The 26,278-nt window shown below is 37.6% G+C and carries 24 protein-coding genes; 13 read left to right on the plus strand and 11 right to left on the minus strand.

Features of this window, described 5'->3' with window-relative positions; translation table 11 throughout:
• Window positions 1-88 precede the first annotated feature (88 nt).
• From H4J76_RS08305 to H4J76_RS08365, 13 genes are all read left to right on the plus strand, one after another.
• Window positions 89-670: a TetR/AcrR family transcriptional regulator gene (locus tag H4J76_RS08305; protein WP_182230408.1), complete on the plus strand. Its 582-nt coding sequence runs from the start codon at window positions 89-91 to the stop codon at window positions 668-670.
• Between the two features lie 65 nt (window positions 671-735).
• On the plus strand, window positions 736-1,839 hold the full coding sequence (locus tag H4J76_RS08310; RefSeq protein ID WP_157471051.1) for an efflux RND transporter periplasmic adaptor subunit: 1,104 nt from the start codon (window positions 736-738) through the stop codon (window positions 1,837-1,839).
• A 36-nt stretch (window positions 1,840-1,875) separates the two neighbouring features.
• On the plus strand, window positions 1,876-4,935 hold the full coding sequence (locus H4J76_RS08315; RefSeq protein ID WP_182214338.1) for an efflux RND transporter permease subunit: 3,060 nt from the start codon (window positions 1,876-1,878) through the stop codon (window positions 4,933-4,935).
• Entirely contained in the window at window positions 4,929-5,597 is a 669-nt protein-coding gene (locus tag H4J76_RS08320) for a response regulator transcription factor (protein ID WP_182230409.1), read from the plus strand. The genes H4J76_RS08315 and H4J76_RS08320 overlap by 7 nt, the downstream gene beginning before the upstream one ends.
• Window positions 5,598-5,644: 47 nt before the next feature.
• Complete coding sequence (locus H4J76_RS08325) at window positions 5,645-6,976, plus strand: HAMP domain-containing sensor histidine kinase (RefSeq protein ID WP_182230410.1); 1,332 nt, start codon at window positions 5,645-5,647, stop codon at window positions 6,974-6,976.
• A 372-nt stretch (window positions 6,977-7,348) separates the two neighbouring features.
• Window positions 7,349-8,029 (plus strand): TorF family putative porin, encoded by a 681-nt coding sequence (locus H4J76_RS08330; RefSeq protein ID WP_182230411.1) that lies wholly within the window; start codon window positions 7,349-7,351, stop codon window positions 8,027-8,029.
• 9 nt (window positions 8,030-8,038) lie between these two features.
• Window positions 8,039-8,773 (plus strand): ABC transporter substrate-binding protein, encoded by a 735-nt coding sequence (locus tag H4J76_RS08335; protein ID WP_182230412.1) that lies wholly within the window; start codon window positions 8,039-8,041, stop codon window positions 8,771-8,773.
• A 152-nt stretch (window positions 8,774-8,925) separates the two neighbouring features.
• Window positions 8,926-9,675 (plus strand): ABC transporter substrate-binding protein, encoded by a 750-nt coding sequence (locus H4J76_RS08340; RefSeq protein ID WP_182230413.1) that lies wholly within the window; start codon window positions 8,926-8,928, stop codon window positions 9,673-9,675.
• 17 nt (window positions 9,676-9,692) lie between these two features.
• The gene (locus H4J76_RS08345; protein ID WP_182230414.1) at window positions 9,693-11,186 is read left to right on the plus strand and encodes a methyl-accepting chemotaxis protein; all 1,494 of its coding nucleotides are present in this window, start codon (window positions 9,693-9,695) and stop codon (window positions 11,184-11,186) included.
• A 402-nt stretch (window positions 11,187-11,588) separates the two neighbouring features.
• A complete protein-coding gene (locus H4J76_RS08350) occupies window positions 11,589-13,367 on the plus strand; it encodes an ABC transporter ATP-binding protein/permease (RefSeq protein ID WP_182230415.1) in 1,779 nt (592 codons plus the stop codon).
• A complete protein-coding gene (locus H4J76_RS08355) occupies window positions 13,360-13,923 on the plus strand; it encodes a DUF1415 domain-containing protein (protein ID WP_220465293.1) in 564 nt (187 codons plus the stop codon). Before H4J76_RS08350 ends, H4J76_RS08355 begins: the two co-directional genes overlap by 8 nt.
• Window positions 13,924-14,006: 83 nt before the next feature.
• Entirely contained in the window at window positions 14,007-14,795 is a 789-nt protein-coding gene (locus H4J76_RS08360; protein WP_182214352.1) for a hypothetical protein, read from the plus strand.
• 39 nt (window positions 14,796-14,834) lie between these two features.
• Window positions 14,835-15,701: a glucosaminidase domain-containing protein gene (locus H4J76_RS08365; RefSeq protein WP_182214353.1), complete on the plus strand. Its 867-nt coding sequence runs from the start codon at window positions 14,835-14,837 to the stop codon at window positions 15,699-15,701.
• A gap of 109 nt (window positions 15,702-15,810) precedes the next feature.
• On the opposite strand, the gene ttcA is transcribed toward H4J76_RS08365, so the two are convergent.
• The 11 genes from ttcA to ccoN all read right to left on the minus strand — a co-directional run bounded on the left by ttcA (window position 15,811) and on the right by ccoN (window position 26,033).
• Entirely contained in the window at window positions 15,811-16,773 is a 963-nt protein-coding gene (gene ttcA / locus H4J76_RS08370) for a tRNA 2-thiocytidine(32) synthetase TtcA (RefSeq protein ID WP_182214355.1), read from the minus strand.
• 110 nt (window positions 16,774-16,883) lie between these two features.
• Complete coding sequence (gene uspE / locus H4J76_RS08375) at window positions 16,884-17,810, minus strand: universal stress protein UspE (protein ID WP_182214357.1); 927 nt, start codon at window positions 17,808-17,810, stop codon at window positions 16,884-16,886.
• A 149-nt stretch (window positions 17,811-17,959) separates the two neighbouring features.
• Window positions 17,960-18,679 carry a fumarate/nitrate reduction transcriptional regulator Fnr gene (gene fnr / locus H4J76_RS08380; protein ID WP_182214359.1) on the minus strand — a complete coding sequence of 240 codons (720 nt, stop codon included), beginning with the start codon at window positions 18,677-18,679 and terminating at the stop codon, window positions 17,960-17,962.
• A 38-nt stretch (window positions 18,680-18,717) separates the two neighbouring features.
• Entirely contained in the window at window positions 18,718-19,395 is a 678-nt protein-coding gene (locus tag H4J76_RS08385; RefSeq protein ID WP_259364981.1) for a sulfite exporter TauE/SafE family protein, read from the minus strand.
• 5 nt (window positions 19,396-19,400) lie between these two features.
• Window positions 19,401-19,613 carry a cbb3-type cytochrome oxidase assembly protein CcoS gene (gene ccoS / locus H4J76_RS08390; protein WP_182214361.1) on the minus strand — a complete coding sequence of 71 codons (213 nt, stop codon included), beginning with the start codon at window positions 19,611-19,613 and terminating at the stop codon, window positions 19,401-19,403.
• 29 nt (window positions 19,614-19,642) lie between these two features.
• On the minus strand, window positions 19,643-22,051 hold the full coding sequence (locus tag H4J76_RS08395) for a heavy metal translocating P-type ATPase (protein ID WP_182214363.1): 2,409 nt from the start codon (window positions 22,049-22,051) through the stop codon (window positions 19,643-19,645).
• A gap of 89 nt (window positions 22,052-22,140) precedes the next feature.
• Window positions 22,141-22,635 (minus strand): FixH family protein, encoded by a 495-nt coding sequence (locus H4J76_RS08400; RefSeq protein ID WP_182214365.1) that lies wholly within the window; start codon window positions 22,633-22,635, stop codon window positions 22,141-22,143.
• Window positions 22,636-22,798: 163 nt separating this feature from the next.
• Window positions 22,799-23,761, minus strand: a complete 963-nt coding sequence (gene ccoP / locus H4J76_RS08405) for a cytochrome-c oxidase, cbb3-type subunit III (RefSeq protein WP_182214367.1) — start codon at window positions 23,759-23,761, stop codon at window positions 22,799-22,801.
• Window positions 23,754-23,948, minus strand: a complete 195-nt coding sequence (locus tag H4J76_RS08410; RefSeq protein WP_070377255.1) for a CcoQ/FixQ family Cbb3-type cytochrome c oxidase assembly chaperone — start codon at window positions 23,946-23,948, stop codon at window positions 23,754-23,756. Before H4J76_RS08410 ends, ccoP begins: the two co-directional genes overlap by 8 nt.
• A 5-nt stretch (window positions 23,949-23,953) precedes the next feature.
• Window positions 23,954-24,598 carry a cytochrome-c oxidase, cbb3-type subunit II gene (gene ccoO, locus H4J76_RS08415; RefSeq protein WP_070376712.1) on the minus strand — a complete coding sequence of 215 codons (645 nt, stop codon included), beginning with the start codon at window positions 24,596-24,598 and terminating at the stop codon, window positions 23,954-23,956.
• Window positions 24,599-24,608: 10 nt separating this feature from the next.
• Window positions 24,609-26,033 (minus strand): cytochrome-c oxidase, cbb3-type subunit I, encoded by a 1,425-nt coding sequence (gene ccoN, locus H4J76_RS08420; protein ID WP_182214369.1) that lies wholly within the window; start codon window positions 26,031-26,033, stop codon window positions 24,609-24,611.
• Between the last annotated feature and the right edge of the window lie 245 nt (window positions 26,034-26,278).

Here is a 26,278-nt window from a genome sequence, read left to right on the forward strand (position 1 = left end):
TGAACAATCATTCAAGTATTATTTTTGAATGATTGTTCAAAATTAAGTATCATGTCGTTATCTAGTAGATAAATGAAAAGTGGTGATCATGAGGAATGCTGAGTTCGACCGAGAAAAAGTGTTAAGAGCAGCGATGAGCTTATTTATGGAAAAAGGCTATAGCAAGACAAGTATGCCTGATTTAAAAAAAGTGACAGGTTTACATCCAGGTTCAATTTATTGTGCATTTGAGAATAAACGCGGTTTACTGTTAGCCGCTATCGCCCAGTATAAAGCTGACCGTAATGCCGAATTTTCACAGTTTTTTTTAAGTGACGAAACCATTCTTGCACAATTAAAAAAATATTTAGACCATATGGTCAATGAGTGTGTCAGCGGTGACCCCGCGAAAGGCTGCTTATTTATTAAAACCCTTTACGAGTCAACAGAAGAAGATCAAGAAGTACAAGCCGTTATTGCCGACAATGTTTTACAATGGCAACAAGCGCTAGCTGATAAGTTTTTGCAAGCACAAGCAGCGAAAGAATTATCATTAAATAAAAAGAGTGAACACTTAGCGCAATTTTTAATCATGGGGATTTATGGTTTACGCACTTTTGCTCAATCAAATCCAGATGCAGAGACATTAAAAGCGTTAGCAGAGCAATTATTTAACAGTATTGATAATTAACCGGTCGTTAACTGTAAAGCCGCTATAATAGCCTTATTATTGCAGTTTTTTTCATGGAGTTTTGTATGCGTTTATTTTTATTAGCTTTTTCTATTATCACGGTACTCTCAGGGTGTGGTAAAGAAGAGCAGCCTTTTGAAGAAGTTATTCGTCCTATTGCATGGCAAGAAGTTCAGCAAACCTCATTTGACCAAGTGCGTCGTTTGTCTGGCACTATTTACCCGGTTGAAGAAGCTAATTTAAGTTTTGAGGTTGGTGGAAAAATACAATGGATAAAAGTAAAACTCGGTGATGAAGTTAAGCGAGGCGATGCCCTAGCGCGTTTAGACCAACGAAACTTTAATTTGAGTCGTCAATCAGCACAAGCAAACCTACAAAAAAGCTATGCCGCACTATCTGAAACTGAAAATGAATATAAACGTTACGCCGAGTTATCAGCCAAAGGTTTAGTGTCAAAGTCTGGCTTTGATAATGCCAAAGCAGCTTTTGAGTCAGCAAGCAGTGCCGTAAACATTGCTAAAACTCAACTTGATATCGCCAATAAAGATTTAAGTGATTCAATATTAACGGCCCCTTACAATGGTAAAATAACGAAACGTCTTAGCGAACCTTCTATGCAAATTTCTCCGGGCCAAGCCATTTTTCAAATTGAAGGTGACGATGGTTTAGAGGTGCAAGTCATGGTCCCCGAAACGATGATCAGAGATTTATCTAAAGGAAGCGAAATTGATATTCATTATCCCGCGTTTCCCGGCTTAAACAGTAAAGGCACAATCGCAGAAATTAGTTCTCGCGCCGCTACAGCTAATGCATTTCCGGTGACTATTCTTATTAATTCTGAAACAAAAAATTTGCGAGCAGGCATGACAGCCGAAGTTGACTTTACCTTTCAAGGTATTGGACGAACGGGTTATCAAGGTAAAGCTTTTCGTCTCCCTATTGCAGCACTGGCAGCAGATGAAGGACAAAAGTCGTATGTATTTGTTTATAACGTTGAACAACAAATTTTACAAAAACGTATGGTGCAAACAGAAAGTATTTTAAACAATGAAGTCTTGGTTTCTGCTGGCTTATCGTCAGGAGAAATCATTGCGATTGCCGGTGTCTCGTTTTTACGTGATGGCCAGTCGGTTCGGTTGCTTGATAAGCATGTAAAGCGTTTTAATTAATCACGTTTCCGTATAACTTGAAATTTAGAGACTTTTATGAATTTAACTAAAATTGCTTTTACCTACCGAAAGTCCATTTTAATGGTACTTGCCTTATTATTGATCAACGGTGTTTTTGCTTATTTAACCTTACCAGCACAAGAAAACCCAACAATAACTATACGTAAAGCCATTGTTACCACTTCATACCCAGGCATGGCCCCCGAACGTGTTGAACAATTAATCACGCGTGCCATTGAAAAAGAAATTAGAAAAATTCCTGAAGTTGAAAAACTTACATCGACCTCTATGACGGGACAATCGGTCATTCATGTTGAAATTTACGATCGCTATTTTAATTTAGATAATATTTGGCAAGACTTACGTAATAAAGTTAAACAAGCGCAATTGAATTTGCCAGAAGGGACTAGTCCTCCTTTTGTTAATGACTCATTTGGTGACGTATCTGTTGTCACTTTAGCCTTAACCGCTGACGGTTTTGACTTAGGTGAAATGTATGATATTTCTAAACATATTCGTGACAATTTATACAGTGTTGCCGGTACTAAAAAGGTTGATATTATCGGCGTTCAAGCTGAGCGAATATACCTTGAAGTAAAAACAGCTAAACTCGCTCAATTGGGTATTTCACCGCGTAGCATTATTAGTGAACTACAAAATCAAAATATTATTAGTCCAGGTGGACAAATCGATACGGGTTTACGTTCCATCGTGGTTGAGCCAACGGGTAATTTTTCTTCACTGGAAGAAATAGGTAATACTCATATTAGGATCACCGGGACTGACGATACCATCGCGCTAAAAGATATTGTTAGCCTGCGCCGAGGCTTTATTGATCCGCCAGATAAACCTGCCTACTTTAATGGCGAGCCCGCTATTATGTTTGGCGTTTCCATGCTGCAAAAATATAACTTATTGGAATATGCGCCAAGAGTTAAAAATATGGTCACCAACATTGAAAATACTTTACCGATTGGTTACAAAATCAATATTGCAACTTATCAAGCGGATCAAGTACAGAAATCTATTGAAGGGGTCTCAATCAATGTAATACAAACACTGGTGATTGTATTATTGGTTGTTATTTACTTTTTAGGTTTACGTACCGGTTTAATTGTTGGCTCAATTGTACCTTTTGTGATGCTAACCACATTAGCTATTATGAAGTTCTCTGGTATGACGTTAGAGAAAATGAGCTTAGCAACACTTATCATTGCCTTGGGTTTATTGGTTGATAATGGCATTGTTATCGCTGAAGACTTTAAACGAAGAATTGAACAAGGTATAGACCGCTTTGATGCCATGTGCCAGGGCGGTAAAGAACTTGCCATGCCATTACTCAGTTCATCGGTAACCACGATTTTATTTTTCTTACCCTTAATGCTTGCCGAGCATGTGGCGGGTGAATTCACCCGCTCAGTTTCCCTGGTTATACTGATAACGTTGATGACCAGTTGGGTTTTAGCTTTATGTGTTACTCCAACGCTTTGTTATTTCTTTATCAAAGCTGAAAATAAGGGGGCGGCAACAACAGATAAACCCACTGAAAATTCAACGAAATTCTATCAAATATATGAAAAATTTCTTCATTGGGTTTTAGCACATAAAGCCATTTTTATGACCTTGATGGTCGTCACCTTAATCGTATCTTTAAGTGGCTTTGGCTTACTAAAAAAACAATTCTTTCCTGACTCTGACCGAACTCAGGTGATGATGTACATTGACCTACCTAATGGGACTTCGGCAAGAGAAACTAATCGTCAAATGCAAGAGGTGTTTACTTGGTTAGATGATAAGACGAGTTTTCCTGAGATCAGTAACTATTCGGGGTATTCTGGTTTTAACGGACCGCGTTTTGTATTAACACTTAATCCAGAAGATCCCGCTAATAATAAAGGGTTTGTCGTCATTAATGTTAAAGATGAGACAAAAATTAATACTTTTGTTAATAAATTACATAACGGTATTATTGAAAACTTCCCCAATGTGTCTGGACGCGTTAAGCGGATGTTTGCGGGCCCTTCAGATTCAAGCACAATAAGTATTCAAGTAAAAGGTCCTGATAAAGACATTTTATATGAAAAAGCTAAAGAAATTATGAGCGTTTTACAAGCGGTCCCTCATACTAAAAATGTGCGTACCGATTGGGAAAATCGTATTGTTAAGATGCAAGTTAAAATTGATCAACATCGTGCCCGTCGAGCCGGTGTTACCTCTTCTGACGTAGCTACCGCCTTACAAGGCTACTTTAGCGGCGCTAATGTTACTGAATATCGCGATGGCGATGATATTATTCCCGTGGTGTTTCGCGCAGAAGAAGAAGAGCGTTTTAATCTAGATAGGCTGCGTACCGTTTCAATATTTTCTAATCAAACTGGATCATCAGTGCCCTTATTTCAAGTGGCAGACTTTATTCCAGTTAATCAGTATGCAAAAATTCAACGTGAGAACATGTTTACCACTATCACGATTGAAGCCAGTAATACCCAAATGACAGCGGAAGATCTAAAGGGGGTTATTGACGGCGATATTCAAGCATTAAAAAAAGATTTACCCGTTAACCATTTAATTGAATACGACGGTGTTATTGTCCAGTCTAAAGAAGCGCAACAAGCTCTTGGGGCTAGTATGCCGATGGTTATTGGTTTGGTGCTAATTTTATTGGTTATGCAATTTAATTCATTCCGCCGAGCGTCAATTATTGTGCTGACTATTCCCTTATCACTGATAGGGACGGTTGTTGGTTTATTAGTCATGAATGCGCCTTTTGGATTTATGGTCACCTTAGGTATTTATAGTTTGGCAGGTATTATTATTAATAATGCGATTGTCTTAATTGACCGAATTGAAATTGAACGAGCCACAGGGCAAAGTGACTATCAAGCCATTGTTAATTCGTGTTTAACACGGTTACGCCCAATAACGATGACAACCGTTACCACCATTATGGGGTTATTACCGTTATTGATAGACCCAATGTCAATGTTTTATGGTATGGCAACCGTATTAGCATTCGGCTTAGGCGTTGGTACAATTTTAACCTTAGCGGTTGTACCTGTTTTATATGCCAGTTTCTTTAAGATCAGTCGATGCTAGTTCATGTACTGTTAGTTGAAGATGATCTTGATTTAGCGACAACAATTATTGATTATCTTGAATTAGAAGGCATAACCTGTGATCACGCAGCTAACGGTGTTGCTGGCTTAGCATTGCTCAGTAATCACCACTTTGATGTGATGATCCTCGATGTGAATATGCCGCGCATGGACGGTTTAACCGTCTGCAAAAAAATGCGCGAGCAAGGAAATAGTACGGCGATTTTGATGTTGACCGCTCGAGATACCTTAGATGATAAACTGGCTGGCTTTGCGGCAGGATCAGATGATTACTTGGTTAAACCGTTTGAAATGCAAGAGCTGATTGCCCGTATTCAGGTGTTAGCAAATCGCCGCAGTGGTCAAACAAACCTATTATCACTGTTCGGTCTTGACGCTGATTTTGGCGCTAAAACATTAAAACGGCAACAACGTACGTTACAATTGTCACCAACAGGTTGGAAAATTCTTGAAGTACTGATGCGAAAATCACCTGAGGTTGTTTCAAAAAAACAACTGTTACAAGCTGTTTGGGGTAATGAACAACCAGACAGTGATAGTTTGAAAGTCCATTTGTTTAAATTGAGACAACAAGTCGATACCATCAATGAAAGTAAGCTTATTCATACGGTGGCGGGACAAGGTTTTGTTTTTCGTGCATGATGAGATTAATGAACATTATAATAGCGACTTTATAGTTAATAATTGATATGAGTAAAACTAAGAAAAAACCACAAACCCTTCGTCGATACGTCTTAAAAGTACAAAGCATGATTGCCTTAATTATCGTGCTTAGTTACACCTTAGTGATTAACTTTTATTTTATTCATGGGCTTGATGAAGCTAACTTTCAGGATCTTCATTTAGAAAGTAATGATTTTGCACGTCAATATCAAAAAAACATCGATCATCCAATGCCTAATAACATTCACTTCCAAGGTTTTTTAGATTGGAAAAGTCTTCCCGTCGAAGTACGAGAGCATTTTGCTGCCTTTGAAAATGTAAAAAAAATGGCGATGGATAACATTAGACTTTTCAGTGAAGACACTTTTATTTCATGGCCAGAGCAGGCTATATTTGTTATTGCACAGCCCTTATTTGATGGTAAAATTTTCTATTTAGTACGAAAAATAAATATTAAACAATATGATGCCTTAAGCCAAATGGGTATCAGTAAAATGTTCCAGCTAACGTGGCCAATCGCATTGATTTTTTTATTAGTGATGCATTTTTCTGTCCAGTTATTGCTTAAACGAACGTTAACACCCTTTTATCGTATTGGTGATTGGGTTGAAAGTTTAACCCTTGAAAATGTTGAGCAAGACACACCAAACTTTGAATTCTATGAATTAACAGCGATTGCAGTTCAACAACAAAAAGCGCTATTAAGGCTCAGTGCTATGCTTGGTAAAGAACAAGATTTTTTACGCCATGCAAGTCATGAATTACGAACCCCAATAGCGGTTGTTAAAAGTAACAGTGAATTATTAACCCGAATATTCTCTAGCGAAAATAATAAAGACAAAGGTGAACAGTCTTTAGCCCGAATCAGTAGGGCAGCACTCAATATGCAACACACCACAGAAACACTATTATGGCTCAGCCAGGAACACTCGATAGAACAAAGCAATCAACAAACATTGGCTTTAGTCGAAATAGACTTAAACTTGATGATTAACAACTTGGTTGAAGATAACGCGTACTTATTACAAAGTAAAAAAGTTAAAATAACACTTAAATTGACGCCTACTCATATTAAGGTACTTGAAACACCTTGTCGCTTGATCCTCAACAATCTAATTCGCAATGCATTTCAATATACAGCAGAAGGCGAAGTTATTATTCAATGTAGCCAAGGCCTAGTTATCGTTGAAAATATTAATATAAGTGAAGGTGACTTTGATCACAGTGGTGCTGATTACGGCTATGGTTTAGGTTTAAGGTTAGTTGATAAAATCGTCAATAAAATGCATTGGTCATATCAAAATAATGATGCAAGTGGTGGCCGTAAAGCGACTGTTGATTTTCGAACCTCTATTTAACTATTTAACAAACTAACTTCATCTTTATCGAGATAGGTTAATATCTTGGCATTTTAGATAAATGGCCTCTAGGGAAAATCACAGAAACTTATCACACCCTATTCATCGCGGAGTTGATGACTAGATAATAACATCGATATCGACTAACTATTATTAATGCAAACTAACATAAAGTAGCATTAATACAGCAATTACCTAATACCAATACGACTTAAATAACTCATCTGCTAACATTTATTGCCGTAATCACCATACAAGTTCTTCACCATCAATGAGTTGAGTTAGCCCATCTACTTATTAATATCAGTAAAATATTGTTATTAAGCGATCAGTGACTATAATTTTATAGATATCTTTTATAGGATTAACTTAATGAAAAAACATTTAATATTAGTAACAACTTTACTTACCATGTCTTCACCTGCGTTCGCTGACTGGTCATCAACCGTTACAGTAGCAAGCGATTATCTTTTTAATGGTGTTAGTCAAACAGATGAGGGCCCAGCACTTCAAGGTAGTCTTGATTGGTCTGGTGCGGGGGGGTGGTATGCGGGTGGTTGGGCGTCAAATGTTGATTTTGGTGATGATACGAATATAGAAGCAGATGTTTATCTCGGTTATTACACCGCAGTAAATGATAACGTTAATCTTGATGTTGGCGTTGCTCAATATACTTATAACGGCGCAAGCTATAGTTCTGACGGTAATTATGCTGAGATATATACTAAATGGAATTTCGGCGCTACCGATTTAAACTTTTGGTATGCTTGGGATTACTTTGGAACAGGGGCAGGTCATTACATTGTTATGTTAAATCATACCTTTACTATTAATGATGAGTTAACTTTATTAGTGGGTATTGACAGGTCGAGTAGTTTAGATGATGACAAATGGCAATGGGAGCCCGGTAGTGACAGTTATAACCATTGGCAAGTCACCAGTAACTTTAGTACCAATGGTTTTGATTTTTCATTAGGGCTGCACGGCACTGATTTAGATACTTATGGCGATACCACACTATTGCTTACCGTTGCTCGTACATTTCAGTTTTAGGAGATAGCCATGTTTAATAAAGTCATAAAAATTATATTAATTTTGTCTTTTAGCACACCCGCATTTAGCGACACTGTCCATCTAACCTCGTTAACTTGGCCGCCATATTCTGGAAAGGCTTTAAATGAGCAAGGTGCTTCAGTTGCTGTAGCTAAAGCAGCGTTTAAGGCAATGGGACATGAGTTGAAGGTTGATTTTTTCCCTTGGAGCCGTGCTGTAAAGCTTGCATCGGAACCAGACTCAAAATATGCAGGTTATTTTCCTGAGTATTACTATGAGTCTAATGAGTTTTCATTTTCTAATCCGATGGGGAAGGGCCCTTTAGGGTTAATTGAAAACAAGAAAAAACCCATAGTATGGTCGGCGGTTAAAGATTTAACGCAATATAAAATTGGCGTAGTTCAAGATTATGTTAATACAGCTGAAGTTGATGCATTGATTGCTAGTGGCGAAATAAAAGCGCAAACCGCTACCTCTGATGAAACCAACATTCGTAAAGTTGCGGGTGGTCGAATCGATGCTGCTGTTATCGATACCAATGTTTTCAGCTACTTACTAGCAAATAGCAAAGACTTAGAAAAGGCGCAAGAACAAGTGCAAATGAATACTAAGTTGTTGACAGAAAAGGAATTGTTCGTAGCCTTTAAAAAGAGTACCGAAGGTCAGAAATGGTTAGCTATCTATAATGAAGGTTTAAAGAAGATTGATATTACGGCAGTGATGAAAAAATATTTGAATGAATAGGACCTTATGTCAATTATACATAAAGAATAGTTTTTCAGGCTAACTCAATAGATTGCTATATTTACGCACTTTGTTATTAATGAATATGATAACAGTTGATTAAAAGCAGATGTGCGTAATTCATTCAACTAACATTACACAAGGCTAATACGATGAAACTAGTTATTGGTTTACTTACTATTGCTATTTCACTGCCAGCATCTGCAGCGACAGTTACTATTCGAGCGGATGACTGGTTTCCGATGAATGGCGATCCAAATGGTGACAAGCAAGGCTATATGATTGATATGGCTACAGCAATTTTTACAGCAGCAGGACATACTGTTGATTATAAGGTAATGCCATGGGAAAGGGCGGTAAACTCGGTTCGTGAAGGTAAGTTTGACTGCGTTGTCGGAGCGTATCCTGAAGATGCACCCGATTTTATTTTTCCTTCTTTGAATTGGGGAATGGATGGTACGGGATATTATGTTAATAATGCATCAACTTGGACGTTTACCGGTTTTGATTCGCTATTAACTCAGAAAGTAGGTGTTATTAGTGGTTATGCTTATGGCGAAGAGTTTGACGCGTTAATAAAAAGTCGACCCGATGTTTTTAAAGATGTTTCAGGAACTGATGCTTTGGAAAAAAACTTTAAAAAACTCGTTAATAACCGAATTGATGTTGTCGTTGAATCGGTTTCAGTCGCGAATGCAAAGTTAAAAGAACTTGGTTTTAATGAAGCACTAAAAAGCGCAGGGACTAACGCTGAAAAAGCACCGATTTACATTGCTTGTTCACCTGCAAAACCGACCAGTAAAATGTACATTGAATTAATCGAAAAAGGTACAGAAACACTTAGAGCATCTGGACAGCTAAAAGATATTCTAAATAAATATGGTCTACAAGACTGGCAGTAAAAAGGTATAAAAATAATATGAACGTTACTAAATCTATATCATTTAAACTTATTTTTTCAGCATTGATTATTGTCACCACACTCGTCATTTCTTTTGGTGTGTATGATTATATGGCACAAAGTAATTTACTGAAAAATAAGCAAATAAATCAACTTTCTTTGGTCGAGTCTCGATTGAAACTTAATTTACCTTCTGCTGTTTGGAATTATGAAGAAGATCAAATGAAGGGTATTTTAAACTCGGAACAACAATCAGAAGACATCGCTTTAATAGAAATAACCAATGAAGATAAAAAAACAATATCTCAATCAAAAGGAAAGAAAACAAACGAAGCGATCACTTTTAAGTTACAACATATTGAGGACGGTCAAAGTACCAGTGTTGGTAATGTTACTTTGTTTATCGATAGTTCTTCAATAGATACCGAATTGTCATCTTTAGCTTCTCGCATCATTGTTAAAGGAGTATTGCTTGACGTATTTTTAATTTCAGCGATCTACTTTTTATTCGCTAAACTAGTGACACAGCCTTTAAGTGAAGTTGCCAATGCTTTAGAGAATATTGCGCGTGGAGAAGGCGACCTAACGCAGCGACTACGCGTTAAACGTGAAGACGAAATAGGCCTTGTTGCAGAGTCATTCAACGTCTTTGTAGATAAAATTCAATTACTTGTTCAATCTATTCAATTGTCGGTAAAGCAGACTTCAGAGGTGTCACAAAATGTATATCAAGCTTCTGAGGCCAGTCGTGGGCATTTAGAAAATCAACAGTCTGAAACGGATCAAGTGGCTACCGCCATCACTGAAATGTCAGCGTCAGCAAAAGAAATTGCTAATAATGTTCAGTTAACTGCAGGCTCAGCAGAGCAAGCAAATCAAGATGCACGAGCAGTATCCGCTATTATTAAAGAGTCTATTGAGTCAATAAATGGCTTATCAGATCACCTTAATGAAGCCACTAAGGTAGTTGGTGCACTTGAGGATGATGTTAAAGGCATTGTTTCAGTCTTAGATGTCATTCGCGGAATTGCCGAACAAACAAACTTATTGGCGTTAAACGCTGCCATTGAAGCGGCTCGTGCTGGAGAGCAAGGGCGTGGTTTTGCTGTGGTTGCAGATGAAGTTAGGGCTTTGGCCAGTCGAACTCAAGAAAGCACTGCACAAATTCAGCAGACCATTGAACGTTTACAATCAGGTGCTAAATCAGCGGTTCATGTTATGGAAGATAGCCAGGTTAAAAGTAAGGCGTCAGTTGAAAATGCACTCAGTTCAGGTGAGTCTATTAGTAGCATTTTAAGCTCTACAGAACAAATTACTGAAATGGCGACGCAAATAGCCTCTGCGGTTGAAGAACAAAGTACTGTTGCAGAAGAGTTAAGCAGCAACGTTAATAGAATTGTTAGCGCAGGTCATAGCAGTTTAGAACAATTAAATGCGATGACAAAAAATTCTCAACTTATGCAAAGTTCTTCAGATGAGCTCAATAAATTAACGCAACAATTTAAAGCTTAACGTAAGGCAATAAATTTTTAGGTACGTATATTTACCGGTATGTGATTCTTTTACTGATAGACTTTACTTATCTATTTAAAAGGGGGAACTTTAAATAACTATGGAGTTCTCCTTCGCTCTTAGAGACGATTAAATGCTGATTATAATTTGCTAACAACAAATTATAATCAGTTTTTTTTTAGCTGTTTATTTCAGATCAGCGTCATGATTAAAGTGGCGTTATGGATTAGATATGCAGAGACGTACTTAATATACTCAGTTTATAGCTACTGAAGTGCGGCAGCGCTTTTTCAATTAAGTGAAAAACAGATGTTGTGTTCACTATGGGTTGATTTTCTTGATTGCTTTAAGTGATTAAAGCCGTTAAAGTTTGCCTAATTCCTACCAGAGTAATATCCCTTAATGCGCAGATCTTCCTACTCGCCACCTGAAAATGCCACCATTAATTGGCGAGTGCTAAAGTCACTTATTCCCTACTTACTCGAATTTAAAGTGCGAATAGGTTTTGCGTTGTTTTGTTTGGTGTTAACTAAACTCGCCAGTGTTTATCTGCCTTTTATCTTAAAAGATATCGTTGACGGACTTGATGCTCAACAAGAAAACAATATTTTCATTGTGCCTTTTGCTTTAGTTGCCGCTTATGGTTTAGTGCGTTTAACTATTGTGCTACTGGCAGAAATACGCGACACCTTATTTGGCCGTGTTACCGAACGAGCGATCCGCCGCATTGGTTTGAAAGTTTTCGAACACCTCCATCAACTTGACTTAGACTTTCATTTGGACCGCCAGACAGGTGGACTCTCGCGTGACATTGACCGTGGTACGTCTGGGGTTAACTTCTTAATGCGGTTTATGGTTTTTAATATTGTGCCAACCTTACTCGAAATAATTATGGTTATTACCATATTATGGGTGAATTATGGCATTTGGTTTGCGCTGATCACCGGCGTGTCTATTGCCAGCTATATCGCTTACTCGATTTACGCAACAGAATGGCGCACGCGCTACATTAGAGCCGCAAATAAAGCTGACTCATCAAGTAATACTCGCGCAATAGACAGTCTATTAAATTATGAAACGGTTAAATATTTTACTAATGAATCATATGAATCAACAGCTTACGACAGTCAATTAGCTGATTGGGAAAAAGCAAAAATGCAAAACCGTTTGTCACTGTTTGCTTTAAATGGTGGTCAGGCCATTATCGTGTCGTTAGCGATGACGGCAATGTTAGCGTTAGCGGCTTATCAAGTGACTCATCAACAAATGACCTTAGGAGACTTTGTCCTGGTTAATGCTTTTATGATGCAATTGTTTATCCCTTTAAACTTTTTAGGATTTGTTTATCGAGAAATAAAAGGTTCTTTAGCAAATATTGAGCAAATGTTTACCTTGTTGCAAAAAGTACCTAAGGTTGTTGATGCACAAAATGCCAAAGAATTAGCGATAAGCCATGGTGCTATTAAATTTGATAACGTTAGCTTCTTTTATGATGAGCAAAGACCCATTTTAAAAAATGTTTCATTCGAGGTTAAAGCGGGTCAAAAAGTCGCTGTTGTTGGCGAGAGTGGCTCAGGAAAATCGACCTTAGTGAAACTACTTTTTCGTTTTTATGACTGCCAACAAGGCTGTATTAAAATTGACGGCGAAGCAGTTACTGATATTACGCAACATTCCTTGAGAAAGAATATTGGCATCGTGCCACAAGATACGGTGTTATTTAATGAAAGTTTATTTGAAAATGTTAAATATGGCAATGTAAACGCGAGTAATGCACAAGTTGAAGAAGCCGCAAGATTATCGCATTTAAGTCACTTTATTACCTCGTTACCAAAAGGTTTCGATACCGTCGTTGGCGAGCGTGGTTTAAAGCTTTCTGGCGGCGAAAAGCAACGGGTTGCCATTGCCCGGACCATTTTGAAAAATCCTGCTATTTTGGTCTTTGATGAAGCAACGTCGTCACTTGATAGTCACTCAGAGCAAGCTATTTTAAAAGCAATCAAAGAGGTGGCTAAAGATCACACTAGCTTAGTGATAGCTCATCGATTATCAACTATTATTGATGCCGATAATATTATTGTCCTGCACAAAGGGGAAATAATCGAGCAGGGCGATCATCAAACGCTACTCACTAAAAAGGGTCATTACGCAACGATGTGGCAACTGCAACAAAATGCCTGATAAACAAATGTATGCCGTTGAAATTTCACAAACTAAGCAGTGGCTAGAAGAAATAATTATTGGTTTGAATTTTTGCCCTTTTGCAAAAAAAGAGTTTGTTAATAACACGATACATTATCAAGTTTGCCCAGCAAAAAAGGTCGAATCGTCTTTAGCAGAATTAGCCATAGAATTTGAAAGACTTGTCGCTGACCCCAGCATAGAAACGACTTTATTGATTTTTACTGAAGGCTTTAAAGGTTTTGAAAGCTACCTTGATTTACTCGATGAGGCTAATGAATTGTTGTTCACCTTAGGTTATGAAGGTGTCTTTCAACTGGCCAGTTTTCATCCTGATTATTATTTTGAAGGTGAGCCATTCAACGCAGCCTCTAATTATACCAACCGTTCGCCATTACCTACGCTTCATTTAATACGAGAAGCGAGTATGGAAAAGGTACTATCTGTGTATAAAAATCCACAGCAAATACCTGATAATAATATTGCCTTAGCCCAAGAGAAAGGTGCTCATTACTTTCAAAATATATTAAAACGTATTGCTAAATTACACCAATAATTCAGGTGAAAATTTATGCTATTTTCCAATATCAAATCAACTTGCTATAATGTTGAAAAATTTACACAAAGGTAGTCATTTTCGTGGATGAAAAAAAAGTAGTACAAATTGGTGGTAGCATAGAAAAGTCTTTGCAGGGTGAATATACTATTGACGTTTCTTCGGTATTAAAAGAGGCGTGGCAATTAACACTTCGCTCGCGAATCGCTATTAATTTAGGATTACTTTTTACGCTTATTTTGGGGATTGTTGTTTCATTTTTGATCAGTAATACCATGGGTGGTATTGAACAAGTGATTAAAGACCCACAATCAACAACATTATTAAATATTGTTGTCACTATGGTTATCTATCCTTTTTTAGTTGGTGTCGAGATGATGGGCGTTTTTCATGCCGTTGGTTTAAAAACCAATAGTAAATTAATTTTTGCTTTCTTAAAACGAGGCAGTTGGGTTGCTGTTTGTGCGCTGTTAACGTCAGTATTAATAACTTTAGGTATGAGTTTATTTGTTTTTCCAGGTATTTATTTAGCGGTCGCCTTGTCATTAGTACTGCCGCTTGTAGTAGATAAAAAATTATCACCGATAAAAGCTATCACCTTGAGTTTACAAGTTACACGTTTTCAGTGGTTTAAGTTACTCGCTATTTATAGCTTACTATTTTTAACTTTATTTTTATCTTTAATCCCCTTAGCCATTCTTGCTAAAACACAATTTTCAGTGATTGGTGTTATGCTTTTCTTAGTCGCATTAACATTTATAGCGCCGCTATTTTATAATGTTAAAGGCATTTTATATCGAGAAATTTTTGGCATGCAGTTACAAGCGACGGATGTACCCGCTCAGCAAACGAGTGATACATTTTCAGCGTAAAGCTCTGTGCAAAACCTTATTGTTAACAAAAAGGCTACTATGATCATTCAATATTTGATGAGAACTGTGTTAATAAGTGTATTTTTTCTTGCGCTTATTGCGCCCTTCACTTTTTTAGCGCCAACTTTTGAACTTCCCACGCCGGAAGTAACAAACGTTGTTATCGTTCCTGTGGTCAAGGCGAAAGTAAAAGTGGTTGAGCAACCGCTTCATAACGTTAAGATCCCAAACTTTGCTTCTATAAGCGATGTTAAAACGAAAAAACGTCAGTTTTTCCGTTATATTTATCCAGCAATAGCGCAAGAGAATAGCAATATTCTTATGTTAAGGGCAGAAGTCTCCTTGATGATAGAAACACTTTTCCTCGAGGAAAATCTTTTAGCAGATCAACAAGCTTTGCTTGAGCGATTAATTAAGAAATATAAAGTTAATCAAAAACACTCGCCGCTACAGCAACTTAATGAATTATTGTTGCGTATTGATATTGTGCCTGTTGAACTAGTATTAGTGCAGGCAGCCAATGAATCAGCTTGGGGCACTTCTCGTTTTGCTCGAGTTGGTTTAAACTTTTTTGGTATGTGGTGCTATAAAAAGGGTTGTGGCATGGTGCCAAGAGGAAGAGATGACGGTGCTAAACATGAAGTAGCGGCATTTAATAGTTTAGAGCATGCGGTACAGCGTTATTTACACAATATTAATACAAATCATGCTTATGGTGTTTTTCGTTCAATTAGAGGGCAGTTACGCGCTCAAGAACAACCACTATCGCCACAAATCTTAGCAACAGGATTACTGCGTTATTCTATTAGAGGCACTGATTATGTCTTAGAAATAACAGAAATGATCCGCCATAATAAAGTGTATTTTGATAAAATATTGTCGAAGCCAAAACCTAAGGTTATTTAGGCTCGGCTTATTGTATTACGCGTCAGATAATGATGGCGAGCGATAACATTCATTCTTTTAACTGGTGTTGTTATCGCGCTTAGATACTTGGTATTAATTAAGGTAGATTCTACTTTATTTCTATAATATTCAAACTGTTACTTAATGAAAGTTTGGCTTTTGAATTGTCTTCAATATTGACGTTGTTTGTTAATTGAGCGGCAATAATAGGTTCATCATCAAAAGCGATATCGCCACCATTGATAATGCCTGAATCAGCGTTAATCCCTTTAAAATCAAAAAGTTCACTGTCACACAAATGTGATGGAACCACATTGCGAATGGCAGTAAACATAGATTCAATTCGTCCTGGATGATTAACATTCCAGTCCTGTAACATTTTCTTAATGTTTTGACGTTGTAAATTAGGTTGAGAGCCACATAAATTACAAGGAATAATTGGGAACGCTTTTAGTTGTGCATATTGGATGAGTTCTGCTTCTTTACAAAAAGCTAACGGTCTAATGACGACATGCTCACCATTATCAGAGACCAATTTTGCTGGCATTGATTTTAATTTACCGCCATAAAACATATTTAGCATCAGTGTTTCAACCATGTCATCACGATGATGGCCTAGTGCAATTTTAGTTGCGCCTATTTCTGCCGCGACCTTGTATAAAATAGCTCTGCGTAAACGAGAGCATAAACTGCAGGTGGTCTTCCCCTCAGGTATTTTATCTTTAACAATAGAGTAGGTATCTTCTTGCGCAATTTTATATTCAACACCTAAAGCTTCTAAGTATTCGGGAAGGATATGCTCAGGAAAACCGGGTTGTTTTTGATCAAGATTAACGGCAACGATATCAAAATGAATGGGCGCTGATTCTTTTAACAACATTAAAATAGCCAGTAGGGCGTAACTGTCTTTGCCACCCGATAAGCACACCATTATTTTATCGCCATCTTCTATCATATTATATTGCGCGATAGCTTGGCCAACATGTCGTCTTAAGCGCTTCTCAAGTTTACTCAGCTGTATTTTTTGGCTGGGTGTTAAAGATGTTATTGGTGTCGCTGATTGAGCGCTCATAGTGTTTCCTAGAGATATTTGAAATAAAAAGTATGAATTTTACCGCGCGTAGTATAGCAAAAAGCCAAGGAAATCCTCGGCTTTTTAATGGATATTTACATATTTCAATATTAAGCTAATGGCGAGAGGTAACCATCAGGTTTTATCGCTAAGACATCACAGTTAAGGCGGTCAATGACATGCTCTGCAGTATTACCAATAAGTGCCGCTGAAATCCCCGTTCGACCAATAGTACCTAACACAACTAATTCAGCATCAACGTGCTTAGAAATACTTTGAATAACATCTTCAGGTAAACCTTCTTTAACATGGGTATTTTTAAGCGGAATATTAAAGCTATTAGCATGGTCTTTCATCGCACTTTTGTGATGATTAAACATAGTGTCGTTATATTCAGAGGCGTTAAACTCTGGAATTTCAATGGCAATATTTACTGGCGTACCTGGATAAGAATTCACCAAATGAACATTGGCTTTAATCAGTGAAGAAAACACTATTGATTCTTGGGTTAACTTATTATTAAGCGCTTTGTGCTCATCATCATCGCTACCGATATTGAGTGCGGTAAGTAAATTACCATTGCTTGGCCAGCTATGGTCTTTAACCAGTAATACTGGGCAGGGACATTTCCTTAATATATGCCAATCTGTTGGCGTAAAAATAACCGACTTTAGCTTGTCATGTTGATGGGTGCCTTTGATGACAATATCGAAGTTTTCAGCCAGTACTTTTTTTATGATCTTTTCAAATGGGCGATTATGCCAAATAATACAGGTATCTATGGTTATGTCTTGGTGATCAGTTTCTGAAATCTTTTCGTCTAACCATAGTTTACGATCATTAATAACCGATTGACGCATTGCTTCTCGCTCGTCGCCAGAAAGCATGGTGGTCATTTCATAAGATAAATCATAAATGGTTAAAAATGCAGTGATCTGTCCGCCACTATGTCGTGCTAATTCAATCGCACGTTTCAACGCTTTTTGATTTTCAGTGGTTGGATCAATAACGGCTAATATTTTTTTATACTTATCCATAATATTTACTCCCTAGTTATTAAATAATATTAATAATAGACCATAATTAATAGATATTATTTGCTTTAAATCATAATATTTCAATAAAAAAAATGCTTAACATCTTTAATGTTAAGCATTTATCTATAATTATTTAAAAAAGCGATAAACTACAGTGAAGCACACTCGTTAAGTTTATCCATATTAAGTATTGTGATGAGTTTTCCATCAACTGTGATTAATTCATTTTTTTGAAAACGATTTAATAATCTACTGATGGTTTCAACCGTTAAACCAATATAATTACCAATGTCACTTCGCGTCATCGTTAGGCGAAAATCTGTTAGTGACATACCCCGTGCATGATAGCGACTGGCTAAGGTTGAAATAAAAGTTGCTAAGCGTTGTTCAGCATTTTTGCGGTTAAGTAGCGTTAACATTTCTTGATCTGAGCGGATTTCGGAACTCATCATGCGAAGAATTTGTTTTTTCAACTTAGGCATCGTATTCGATAATGAATCTAAAGTATTGTAAGGTATCTCACAGACCATAGATGTTTCTAAGGCTTTTGCAAAACTAGGATGCTCTGACTCAGCAATAGCATCAAAACCTAATAAATCACCCGCTAAATGAAAACCGGTAATTTGTTCTTCACCTTGTTCATTAACCGTAAATGTTTTGAATGTTCCAGAGCGAATAGCGTATAAAGCTTGCATTTTGTCGCCATCTTGGAAAATTTGTTCGCCTTTATGAATAGGGCGTTTACGGTCAATAATGCTGTCTAGTGTATCGAGTTCTTTATCATTTAAAGAGAAAGGTAAACACAGCTCGCTGATACTACAGTTTTGACAATGAATATGTTGAGATGTAGAACATGGCTTTTTATACATATTAACCTAAATGAGTTATCCCTAATTTATCGATCATATTAAAACAATTGCTTATATGCAAACATTAAACTGTATATTCCGTATGAAATTATCATTAGCGCCATTATTTTCTTGAATTTCGTGTTTGTTACCAACGACTTTATACCAAAAGAGCCAAGTGAAAGACTTAACAAGGCTGGTAAAGTACCTAAACCAAAACTGGTCATAATTAGGGCGCCACTGAGGGCACTTCCACTGGCTAAGGACCAAGTTAATGTTGAGTAGACTAAACCACAAGGTAACCATCCCCAGACTGCTCCTAATGCTAGCGCTTGTTTAGCATTATTAATGGGAATAAACCTTTTACTTAACGGGGATAGATAGCGCCAAAGGAACTTACCCATTTTTTCAACTTTTGATAGCCACATTAACCATTGGCCTAAATACAAGCCTAATAAAATTAAAAATACCGCTGCAAATAACCGTAAAAAACCTAATGGAACGCCAATATTCTTTATTGCAATAGAACTACTAAATCCAACGATTGCCCCAATTAAGCTATAAGAAAAAATTCGGCCAACATTATATGCACCGACCAGCTTAAATTTATCGCTGCCTTTTTGTTGCGGTGATATAGCAGATGTTAACATCGTTGTTATACCACCGCACATACCGATACAATGTCCCGAACCTAACAAGCCGATGATGAATGCCGATAAATAATCTATACTCAACATGGCTGTTATTTACTACCCGTATCATTTTTAGCTGTATTTTCGCTATGGGTTTCAGTGGACTTTTTGGTGGTAGTGTTTTCATCTTCATCAAACAAGATACTCATACCTTGTTTCTCTAAATCATCAAATTGTTCAGTTTTTACTGCCCAAAAAAATAAATAAATGGCGATAGAGGTTAGGATTATCGCTATGGGGATCAAAATATAAATAATGCTCATGGTCTTTATGCTCTATTATAAGTTTGCGTTTACTTTTTTAATAAACGTAACGAGTTAGTGATAACCAATATCGAACTTGCAGACATACCTATAACCGCCATATAGGGAGTAATGTAGCCTGAGACGGCAAGGGGCAATACGATAGCATTATAACCGAATGCCCAAAAATAATTTTGCCAAATAATGCGACGAGTTTTATTGGCGACCTGTCTTAATGTTGTTATCGACTTTAAACGATTATTGAGTAAGATAACATCGGCACCACTTTTAGCTATATCGGTGCCACTCCCCATAGCAATCGAGACATGGGCTGCGCCGAATACTGGCGTATCATTGACACCATCGCCGACCATAGCAACGGTTGAGTTTTTAGGCTGATTTTTTATTATCGCCATCTTATTAGCCGCAGTCAAAGTACTATGTATCTCGTCTAAATGTAGCAATGCCTGAACTTTTTCACAGCCAGCAGGGTTATCACCCGATAGCATGATGGTATAAATATTACTTTTCTTTAAGTCATCTAACAGCGTTTGGGCATCATTGCGAATTTCATCACTTAAGTAAAAAGCAGCGACTAATTGGTTGTCTGCTACTAATAGGCAAGAAGCCGTCGCAAATTCTGCCAACATACTTGATTCGCTAAGCAACCAATTAGGTTTACCGATTTGAAAGTATTGACCGTTCACTTTCCCTTGAATACCAGCACCAGATTTAATTTCAACGGCTTGAGTATGGTAGGAGTAATCACGAAATGCTTTAAACGGTTTGGCTAAAGGGTGCTCAGAATAAGACTCGAGCGCTGCTGCTATAGCTAAAACCTGCTGCTTGCTATAGTTAAGCTTTTCATTATTAAAGCGCTTTATTTCATTAATAGAAAAATCACCAGAAGTTAAGGTACCTGTTTTATCAAAAGCAATAGTGGTTAATTTTGGTAATGTTTCCATAACATGTGCAGATTTGATCATGATACCTTCACGGTTTAAGCGTGTGGTCGCACAGGTTAACGCTGTGGGGGTTGCCAGTGACAATGCGCAAGGGCAGGTAGCAACGAGTACCGATAAGGTGATCCAAAAAGCTTCTTCAGGTAAATGCTGTTGCCAATAAAATGCAGTGCCTATAGCGGTTAGTAAAATAACCGCAACAAAGTATTGAGCGATTTTATCTGATAATTTTGCTAATTTGGGTTTATGCGCCTGAGATGATTCACTTAATCTGATCAGTTGGCTTAAAAAAGAATGTTCACTGGCTTGTTTAACTTCAACGTTGATATTACCGTCACCATTTATAGTGCCTGCAAAGACAGTATCGCCTATTGATTTATTTAAGGGTAACTGCTCACCCGACAACATCGCTTCGTTCAGTTGGCTGCTGCCTGTAATTATTGTGCCATCAGCGGGAACCACTTCGCCTGGTTTTATGAGTACAATATCGAGAGGACGAAGTTTTTTTGCTGGTAGTATGACTTCTTTTTCTGTTCCTTTATCATCAATGAGTTTTGTCGCTATCATCGGCATTAACTTAAGCAAGTTAGCCGAGACTTCCGCGGCGCGACTTCTTGCTCTAAATTCTAAAAATTTACCAATAAGTAGTAAAAAAGTGAACATCGATACTGATTCAAAATAGACTTCACCTTGCTGAGTGATTGTTGCCCAAGCACTGGCCGAAAATGCCAGTGAAATCGCTATAGCAACAGGAACATCCATAGATAAACGCTTCACTTTTAAAGCATTAATAGCTCCCTTGTAGAAGGGTAATGCGCCATAGGTGACAATAGGTAAGGTCAAAAATAAGCTCGCATAGCGTAAATAGATTAAGTTGTACTCATCCATGCCAGAAAAGGCGCCAAAGTATAAGCCAAAAGCGATCATCATGACTTGCATCATTAAAATACCAGAGATACCTAGGCGTTTAATATAATTATTACTTTGGGTTTTGTTAAGTTTTTCGGCGGTACTCGCTTTAAAAGGGAGGGCTTGGTAACCAATATTGCTGATATGATTAATCAGCTCACTAAGTTGTACTTCACTATTATTCCATCGAACAGTTGCACGTTGTGTCGTGGCATTTACATTAATTTTAATTAAGCCGTTTATCTTGATAAGTTGCATTTCGATAAGCCACGCACATGCCGCGCAGCTTATACCGTCAATCGTTAAAATTGCTTCGTTATATTCATCATTTTTATAAGTAAATTCACTTTGTAGGCTGTCATCATCAAGTAACTTATTACGTTGTAACTGCTCAGGAACCAGAGGCTCACCTTTTAGTGCGGGAGCTGTTCTAAAACGATAATATTCACCTAAACCGTTATCAATAATCGCTTGAGCAACACTTTGACATCCAATACAGCACATCGGCTGCATGGTATTCTCAATTTTTATTGATAAATCTAACCCATTAGGAACAATTTCACTGCAGTGATAACAAAGTGTTTTCATATGTTGAGGCCAAGCAAATAATTGGTTTTTATAGAGGTGTTGCTTAGGTGAGGTTAATCAACACCTAAGCTAATAGAGACTATTGGCGCTTAGTTAGCTTCTCTAACATTAGGAATAATATCGATAAATTCACTTTGAGGTAAGAAAATAGTATTTTGAATTTTCCAGTGATTCTCAAAAGGCGTTATGGTTAAGCGCCATTTTCCCTTTACTGGTTCATCAAAGACATGCCTAAAATAGCCATTACCGTCAGGCGTGAGTGCTAAATAGAAATCTCTATCAGCAAGAGTCGGGTGATAAAAATTAAGATTTAACACCGGGAATACTTTATCAATACCGGTAGGTTTGATAATTAATTCGTTATCTTGCAGTTTTAATGCAAAGCGCATCCCTAATTTTTGGGCAAGCTTTACTTTAGAGACTTCTAGGTTAATTGCTTTACCTTTTTTATAGTAATCACCAACGACTAATGGATCGGGATTATGGTTAGCAATAAAGTAAGTCGAAATACCAGCAACAACAGCGGTAGCGGGGAGAATAAAAACGAACCAAGCCCAAGGCTCTTTATACCAAGATGTTTTCATATTAAAAATTCAGTCGGTGAAAGTGCGCGTATTATACGACTTTTTTCTATTGGGAACTATTAAAAAACCAACAATTTACTCACTATTCTTGGCTTGGAAGATATAAAAAAACCTTGCGGTAATAATACCGCAAGGCTGATATATTGAGACTAATTAAACGCAGTTATTTTTGCGATAAACTATACACATATGCACTAACAAGATGTATTTTTTGTTCACCTAAAATATCTTTCCATGCGGGCATTACACCAGCTCGACCATTTTTAATAGATGACTCAACGGCACGTGGAGAGCCGCCATACAACCAGATGTTGTCAGTTAAGTTCGGCGCTCCTAAAGGAATACCCATAGCTAAACTACCTTTACCGTCAGCACCATGGCAACTTGCGCACAGAGCGAACTTTTCTTTACCGGCAGCAGCACTGGCAACGTCAACTTCACGACCACTTAAACTCAGTACATAGGCGGCAACATCTTTAACGCCTTGATCACCTAATGCTGAGCCCCAAGCGATCATACCGTTAGCATTACGACCATATAGAAGTGTATGCTTAATCGATTGTGGGTCTCCGCCGTATAACCAGTCTTTATCGGTTAGGTTAGGGAAACCGGTAGTACCACTTGCATTTGAACCATGACACTGAGAACAATTTTGTAAATATAGGCGTTGACCTACTTTTAACGCTTCTTCATCAGTGGCTAAGTCTTCAATGGTGCGTGCAGCATAGGCATCAAAAATTGGACCATATTTTAAATCGGCGGCTTCAATTTCACGGTCATACTGTACTAAATAACCATTTTCTTTTGCGGCGATTATCTGCGCTTTAGATTCAGCAAGATTCAAAATTCCTTGGTTAGAGCTTTTCCAACCAATAAATCCAGTCCAATTACCTAAACCATAGAGTGCTAAATAACCAAAAGCCCAAATGATAGTTAATAAGAAGAATGTACTCCACCATTGCGGCAGTGGATTATTCAATTCTTCGATGCCATCGAAGGTGTGTCCCATTGACTCACCTTCAGGAACACCTGCAAAGTTCTTTAAACAATAGCGAAGTAGTAAAAAACAACCGACTAAAGTTCCTAGGGTTAAAACCCAAACCCATATATTCCAGAAGCTAGACATTTTTATTAGTCTCCTGTTTGCCATTCACGTCATTAAGCTCAGTCTTTTCTTTATCTTCTTCGAAGATAGAGTTTGCAGCTTCATCAAAAGCGCTTTTACGCTTTTTAGAATAAGACCAAACCACAATAATAATAAATAGTGCCAATATTAATAAAGCTATTAACCCTCTGAGGGTGCCATAATCCATCATCATTATTTCAACGCATGACCGAGAGATTGCAAATAAGCAATAAGAGCTTCCATTTCCGTTTTATCTTTAACCGCGTCTTTAGCACCGGCTAAATCTGCAGCTGAATATAACGGGATACGATTACCTTGTTCATCTTTATGGCTGCGATTGCGCGTTAAGAAATTAAAAGTAGCTAATTTCTTCTCGGTTAATTCGCCATCTAACTTGTTTTCAGCTAACCAGCTAAACGAAGGCATATTCGACTCTGGAACCACTGAACGAGGGTCAAGTAAATGCGCACGATGCCAATCGTCACTATAACGACCACCAACACGAGCTAAGTCAGGACCTGTACGTTTAGAACCCCACAAGAATGGATGTTCCCATACGCCTTCACCAGCGACTGAATAGTGCCCGTATCGCTCAGTTTCAGCGCGAAAAGGACGTATCATTTGGCTATGACATACATTACAACCTTCACGGATATAAATATCACGACCTTCCATTTCTAAAGCGGTGTAAGGTCTGAGGTTGTCAACAGGTGTTGTCGTTGCTTTTTGAAAAAACAACGGTGTTATTTCAACTAAGCCGCCAATACTTATCGCGAGAATAGTGAAAATAGCAAACAAACCAACATTTGTTTCAAATTTTTCATGTTTATTTTTCATCGTCAGCCTCCTAATCTATGGCAACGGGCTTAAGACTTTCGTCTTCAGCATAGATAGTTTTGAACATGTTGTAAGCCATCAATAAGAAACCAGCAACAACTAATACACCACCAACGAAACGGATAAAGTAGAATGGGTATGATGCCGTTAAACTTTCAACAAAGCTGTAAGTTAGCGTACCATCGGTGTTAACCGCTCTCCACATTAACCCTTGCATGACACCTGAAATCCACATAGCAACTATATATAAAACAATACCTGTTGTGTGTAACCAGAAATGCACATTGATCAGCTTAATACTGTACATGCGGCCTTGATTAAATAGCACTGGAATTAAATGGTACATAGCACCAATTGACACCATAGCAACCCAGCCTAAAGCACCAGAATGCACATGACCAATGGTCCAGTCAGTGTAATGAGAAAGTGCATTTACAGATTTAATTGCCATCATAGGACCTTCAAAGGTAGACATACCGTAGAAAGACAATGAAACAATTAAGAAGCGAAGAATCGGGTCATGGCGAAGTTTATGCCATGCGCCAGAAAGCGTCATAATACCGTTAATCATACCACCCCAAGAAGGTAGGAATAACACGATAGACATTACCATACCAACAGACTGAGCCCAATCTGGCAGTGCAGTGTAATGCAAGTGATGTGGGCCAGCCCAAATGTATAAAGAAACTAATGCCCAAAAATGCACAATAGATAAACGATAAGAATAAACTGGACGTTCAGCTTGTTTGGGTACGAAGTAATACATCATACCTAGGAAACCAGCGGTTAATAGGAAGCCAACGGCGTTATGTCCATACCACCACTGCATCATCGCATCGATAGCACCTGAGTAGATAGAGTAAGACTTCATCATAGAAACAGGAATTACCATTGAATTACCAATGTGTAATACCGCAACAGTTAGTATAAAGCCACCAAAGAACCAGTTAGCAACATAAATATGCGAGGTTTTACGTTTAACGAGTGTCCCAAAGAAAACGATGGCGTAACTTATCCATACAATGGCAATTAAAATGTCAACGGGCCATTCTAATTCAGCATATTCTTTACTTGATGTGTAGCCCATAGGAAGCGTGATAACAGCGAGCACAATAACTGCTTGCCAGCCCCAAAAGGTAAATGAAGCAAGTTTGCCGCCAAATAATGTTGTTTTACAGGTTCTTTGAACCACATAATAAGAGGTAGCAAATAAGGCACTTGTACCAAATGCAAAAATAACTGCATTAGTGTGAAGTGGACGAAGACGGGAGTAGGTCAACCAAGGTGTTTCGAAATTCAACGCAGGCCAAATTAATTGAGCTGCAATTAGAACACCAACGAGGGTACCGACAATTCCCCATATTACTGTCATAACAGTAAATTGACGTACAACATCAAAATTGTAGTCTACTGATGACGCATTACTTTGAGACATGTTATGGTTTCCGCAGTTATAATTGTTAACGTAAAACGATTTTTTATGATTAAAAAAACTAAGCGCCAATGATAAGTTACAATTGAAAATATAAATTTCATTTAGCGATAAAAAATCTCCCGTATATAGTAATAATTTTGCATCGAAAAGTCATTAGAATATGCAGTAATTTTGTTGTAGATCAATAATATTTAAAAGCTTAGTACGATTAATGTACATAAAGCACCAAAGAGAGACTGTCCTAT

The organism is Colwellia sp. BRX9-1 (genome assembly GCF_014077195.1).
In the GTDB taxonomy this organism is placed as follows: Bacteria; Pseudomonadota; Gammaproteobacteria; order Enterobacterales; family Alteromonadaceae; genus Colwellia_A.

What these genes read in the sequence shown, in the direction of transcription:
- H4J76_RS08305 (WP_182230408.1), top strand. Translation starts at nt 89, where the DNA reads ATGAGGAATGCTGAGTTCGACCGAGAAAAAGTGTTAAGAGCAGCGATG.
- H4J76_RS08310 (WP_157471051.1), top strand. Translation starts at nt 736, where the DNA reads ATGCGTTTATTTTTATTAGCTTTTTCTATTATCACGGTACTCTCAGGG.
- H4J76_RS08315 (WP_182214338.1), top strand. Translation starts at nt 1,876, where the DNA reads ATGAATTTAACTAAAATTGCTTTTACCTACCGAAAGTCCATTTTAATG.
- H4J76_RS08320 (WP_182230409.1), top strand. Translation starts at nt 4,929, where the DNA reads ATGCTAGTTCATGTACTGTTAGTTGAAGATGATCTTGATTTAGCGACA.
- H4J76_RS08325 (WP_182230410.1), top strand. Translation starts at nt 5,645, where the DNA reads ATGAGTAAAACTAAGAAAAAACCACAAACCCTTCGTCGATACGTCTTA.
- H4J76_RS08330 (WP_182230411.1), top strand. Translation starts at nt 7,349, where the DNA reads ATGAAAAAACATTTAATATTAGTAACAACTTTACTTACCATGTCTTCA.
- H4J76_RS08335 (WP_182230412.1), top strand. Translation starts at nt 8,039, where the DNA reads ATGTTTAATAAAGTCATAAAAATTATATTAATTTTGTCTTTTAGCACA.
- H4J76_RS08340 (WP_182230413.1), top strand. Translation starts at nt 8,926, where the DNA reads ATGAAACTAGTTATTGGTTTACTTACTATTGCTATTTCACTGCCAGCA.
- H4J76_RS08345 (WP_182230414.1), top strand. Translation starts at nt 9,693, where the DNA reads ATGAACGTTACTAAATCTATATCATTTAAACTTATTTTTTCAGCATTG.
- H4J76_RS08350 (WP_182230415.1), top strand. Translation starts at nt 11,589, where the DNA reads ATGCGCAGATCTTCCTACTCGCCACCTGAAAATGCCACCATTAATTGG.
- H4J76_RS08355 (WP_220465293.1), top strand. Translation starts at nt 13,360, where the DNA reads ATGCCTGATAAACAAATGTATGCCGTTGAAATTTCACAAACTAAGCAG.
- H4J76_RS08365 (WP_182214353.1), top strand. Translation starts at nt 14,835, where the DNA reads ATGATCATTCAATATTTGATGAGAACTGTGTTAATAAGTGTATTTTTT.
- ttcA (WP_182214355.1), bottom strand. Translation starts at nt 16,773, where the DNA reads ATGAGCGCTCAATCAGCGACACCAATAACATCTTTAACACCCAGCCAA.
- uspE (WP_182214357.1), bottom strand. Translation starts at nt 17,810, where the DNA reads ATGGATAAGTATAAAAAAATATTAGCCGTTATTGATCCAACCACTGAA.
- fnr (WP_182214359.1), bottom strand. Translation starts at nt 18,679, where the DNA reads ATGTATAAAAAGCCATGTTCTACATCTCAACATATTCATTGTCAAAAC.
- H4J76_RS08385 (WP_259364981.1), bottom strand. Translation starts at nt 19,395, where the DNA reads ATGTTGAGTATAGATTATTTATCGGCATTCATCATCGGCTTGTTAGGT.
- ccoS (WP_182214361.1), bottom strand. Translation starts at nt 19,613, where the DNA reads ATGAGCATTATTTATATTTTGATCCCCATAGCGATAATCCTAACCTCT.
- H4J76_RS08395 (WP_182214363.1), bottom strand. Translation starts at nt 22,051, where the DNA reads ATGAAAACACTTTGTTATCACTGCAGTGAAATTGTTCCTAATGGGTTA.
- H4J76_RS08400 (WP_182214365.1), bottom strand. Translation starts at nt 22,635, where the DNA reads ATGAAAACATCTTGGTATAAAGAGCCTTGGGCTTGGTTCGTTTTTATT.
- ccoP (WP_182214367.1), bottom strand. Translation starts at nt 23,761, where the DNA reads ATGTCTAGCTTCTGGAATATATGGGTTTGGGTTTTAACCCTAGGAACT.
- H4J76_RS08410 (WP_070377255.1), bottom strand. Translation starts at nt 23,948, where the DNA reads ATGGATTATGGCACCCTCAGAGGGTTAATAGCTTTATTAATATTGGCA.
- ccoO (WP_070376712.1), bottom strand. Translation starts at nt 24,598, where the DNA reads ATGAAAAATAAACATGAAAAATTTGAAACAAATGTTGGTTTGTTTGCT.
- ccoN (WP_182214369.1), bottom strand. Translation starts at nt 26,033, where the DNA reads ATGTCTCAAAGTAATGCGTCATCAGTAGACTACAATTTTGATGTTGTA.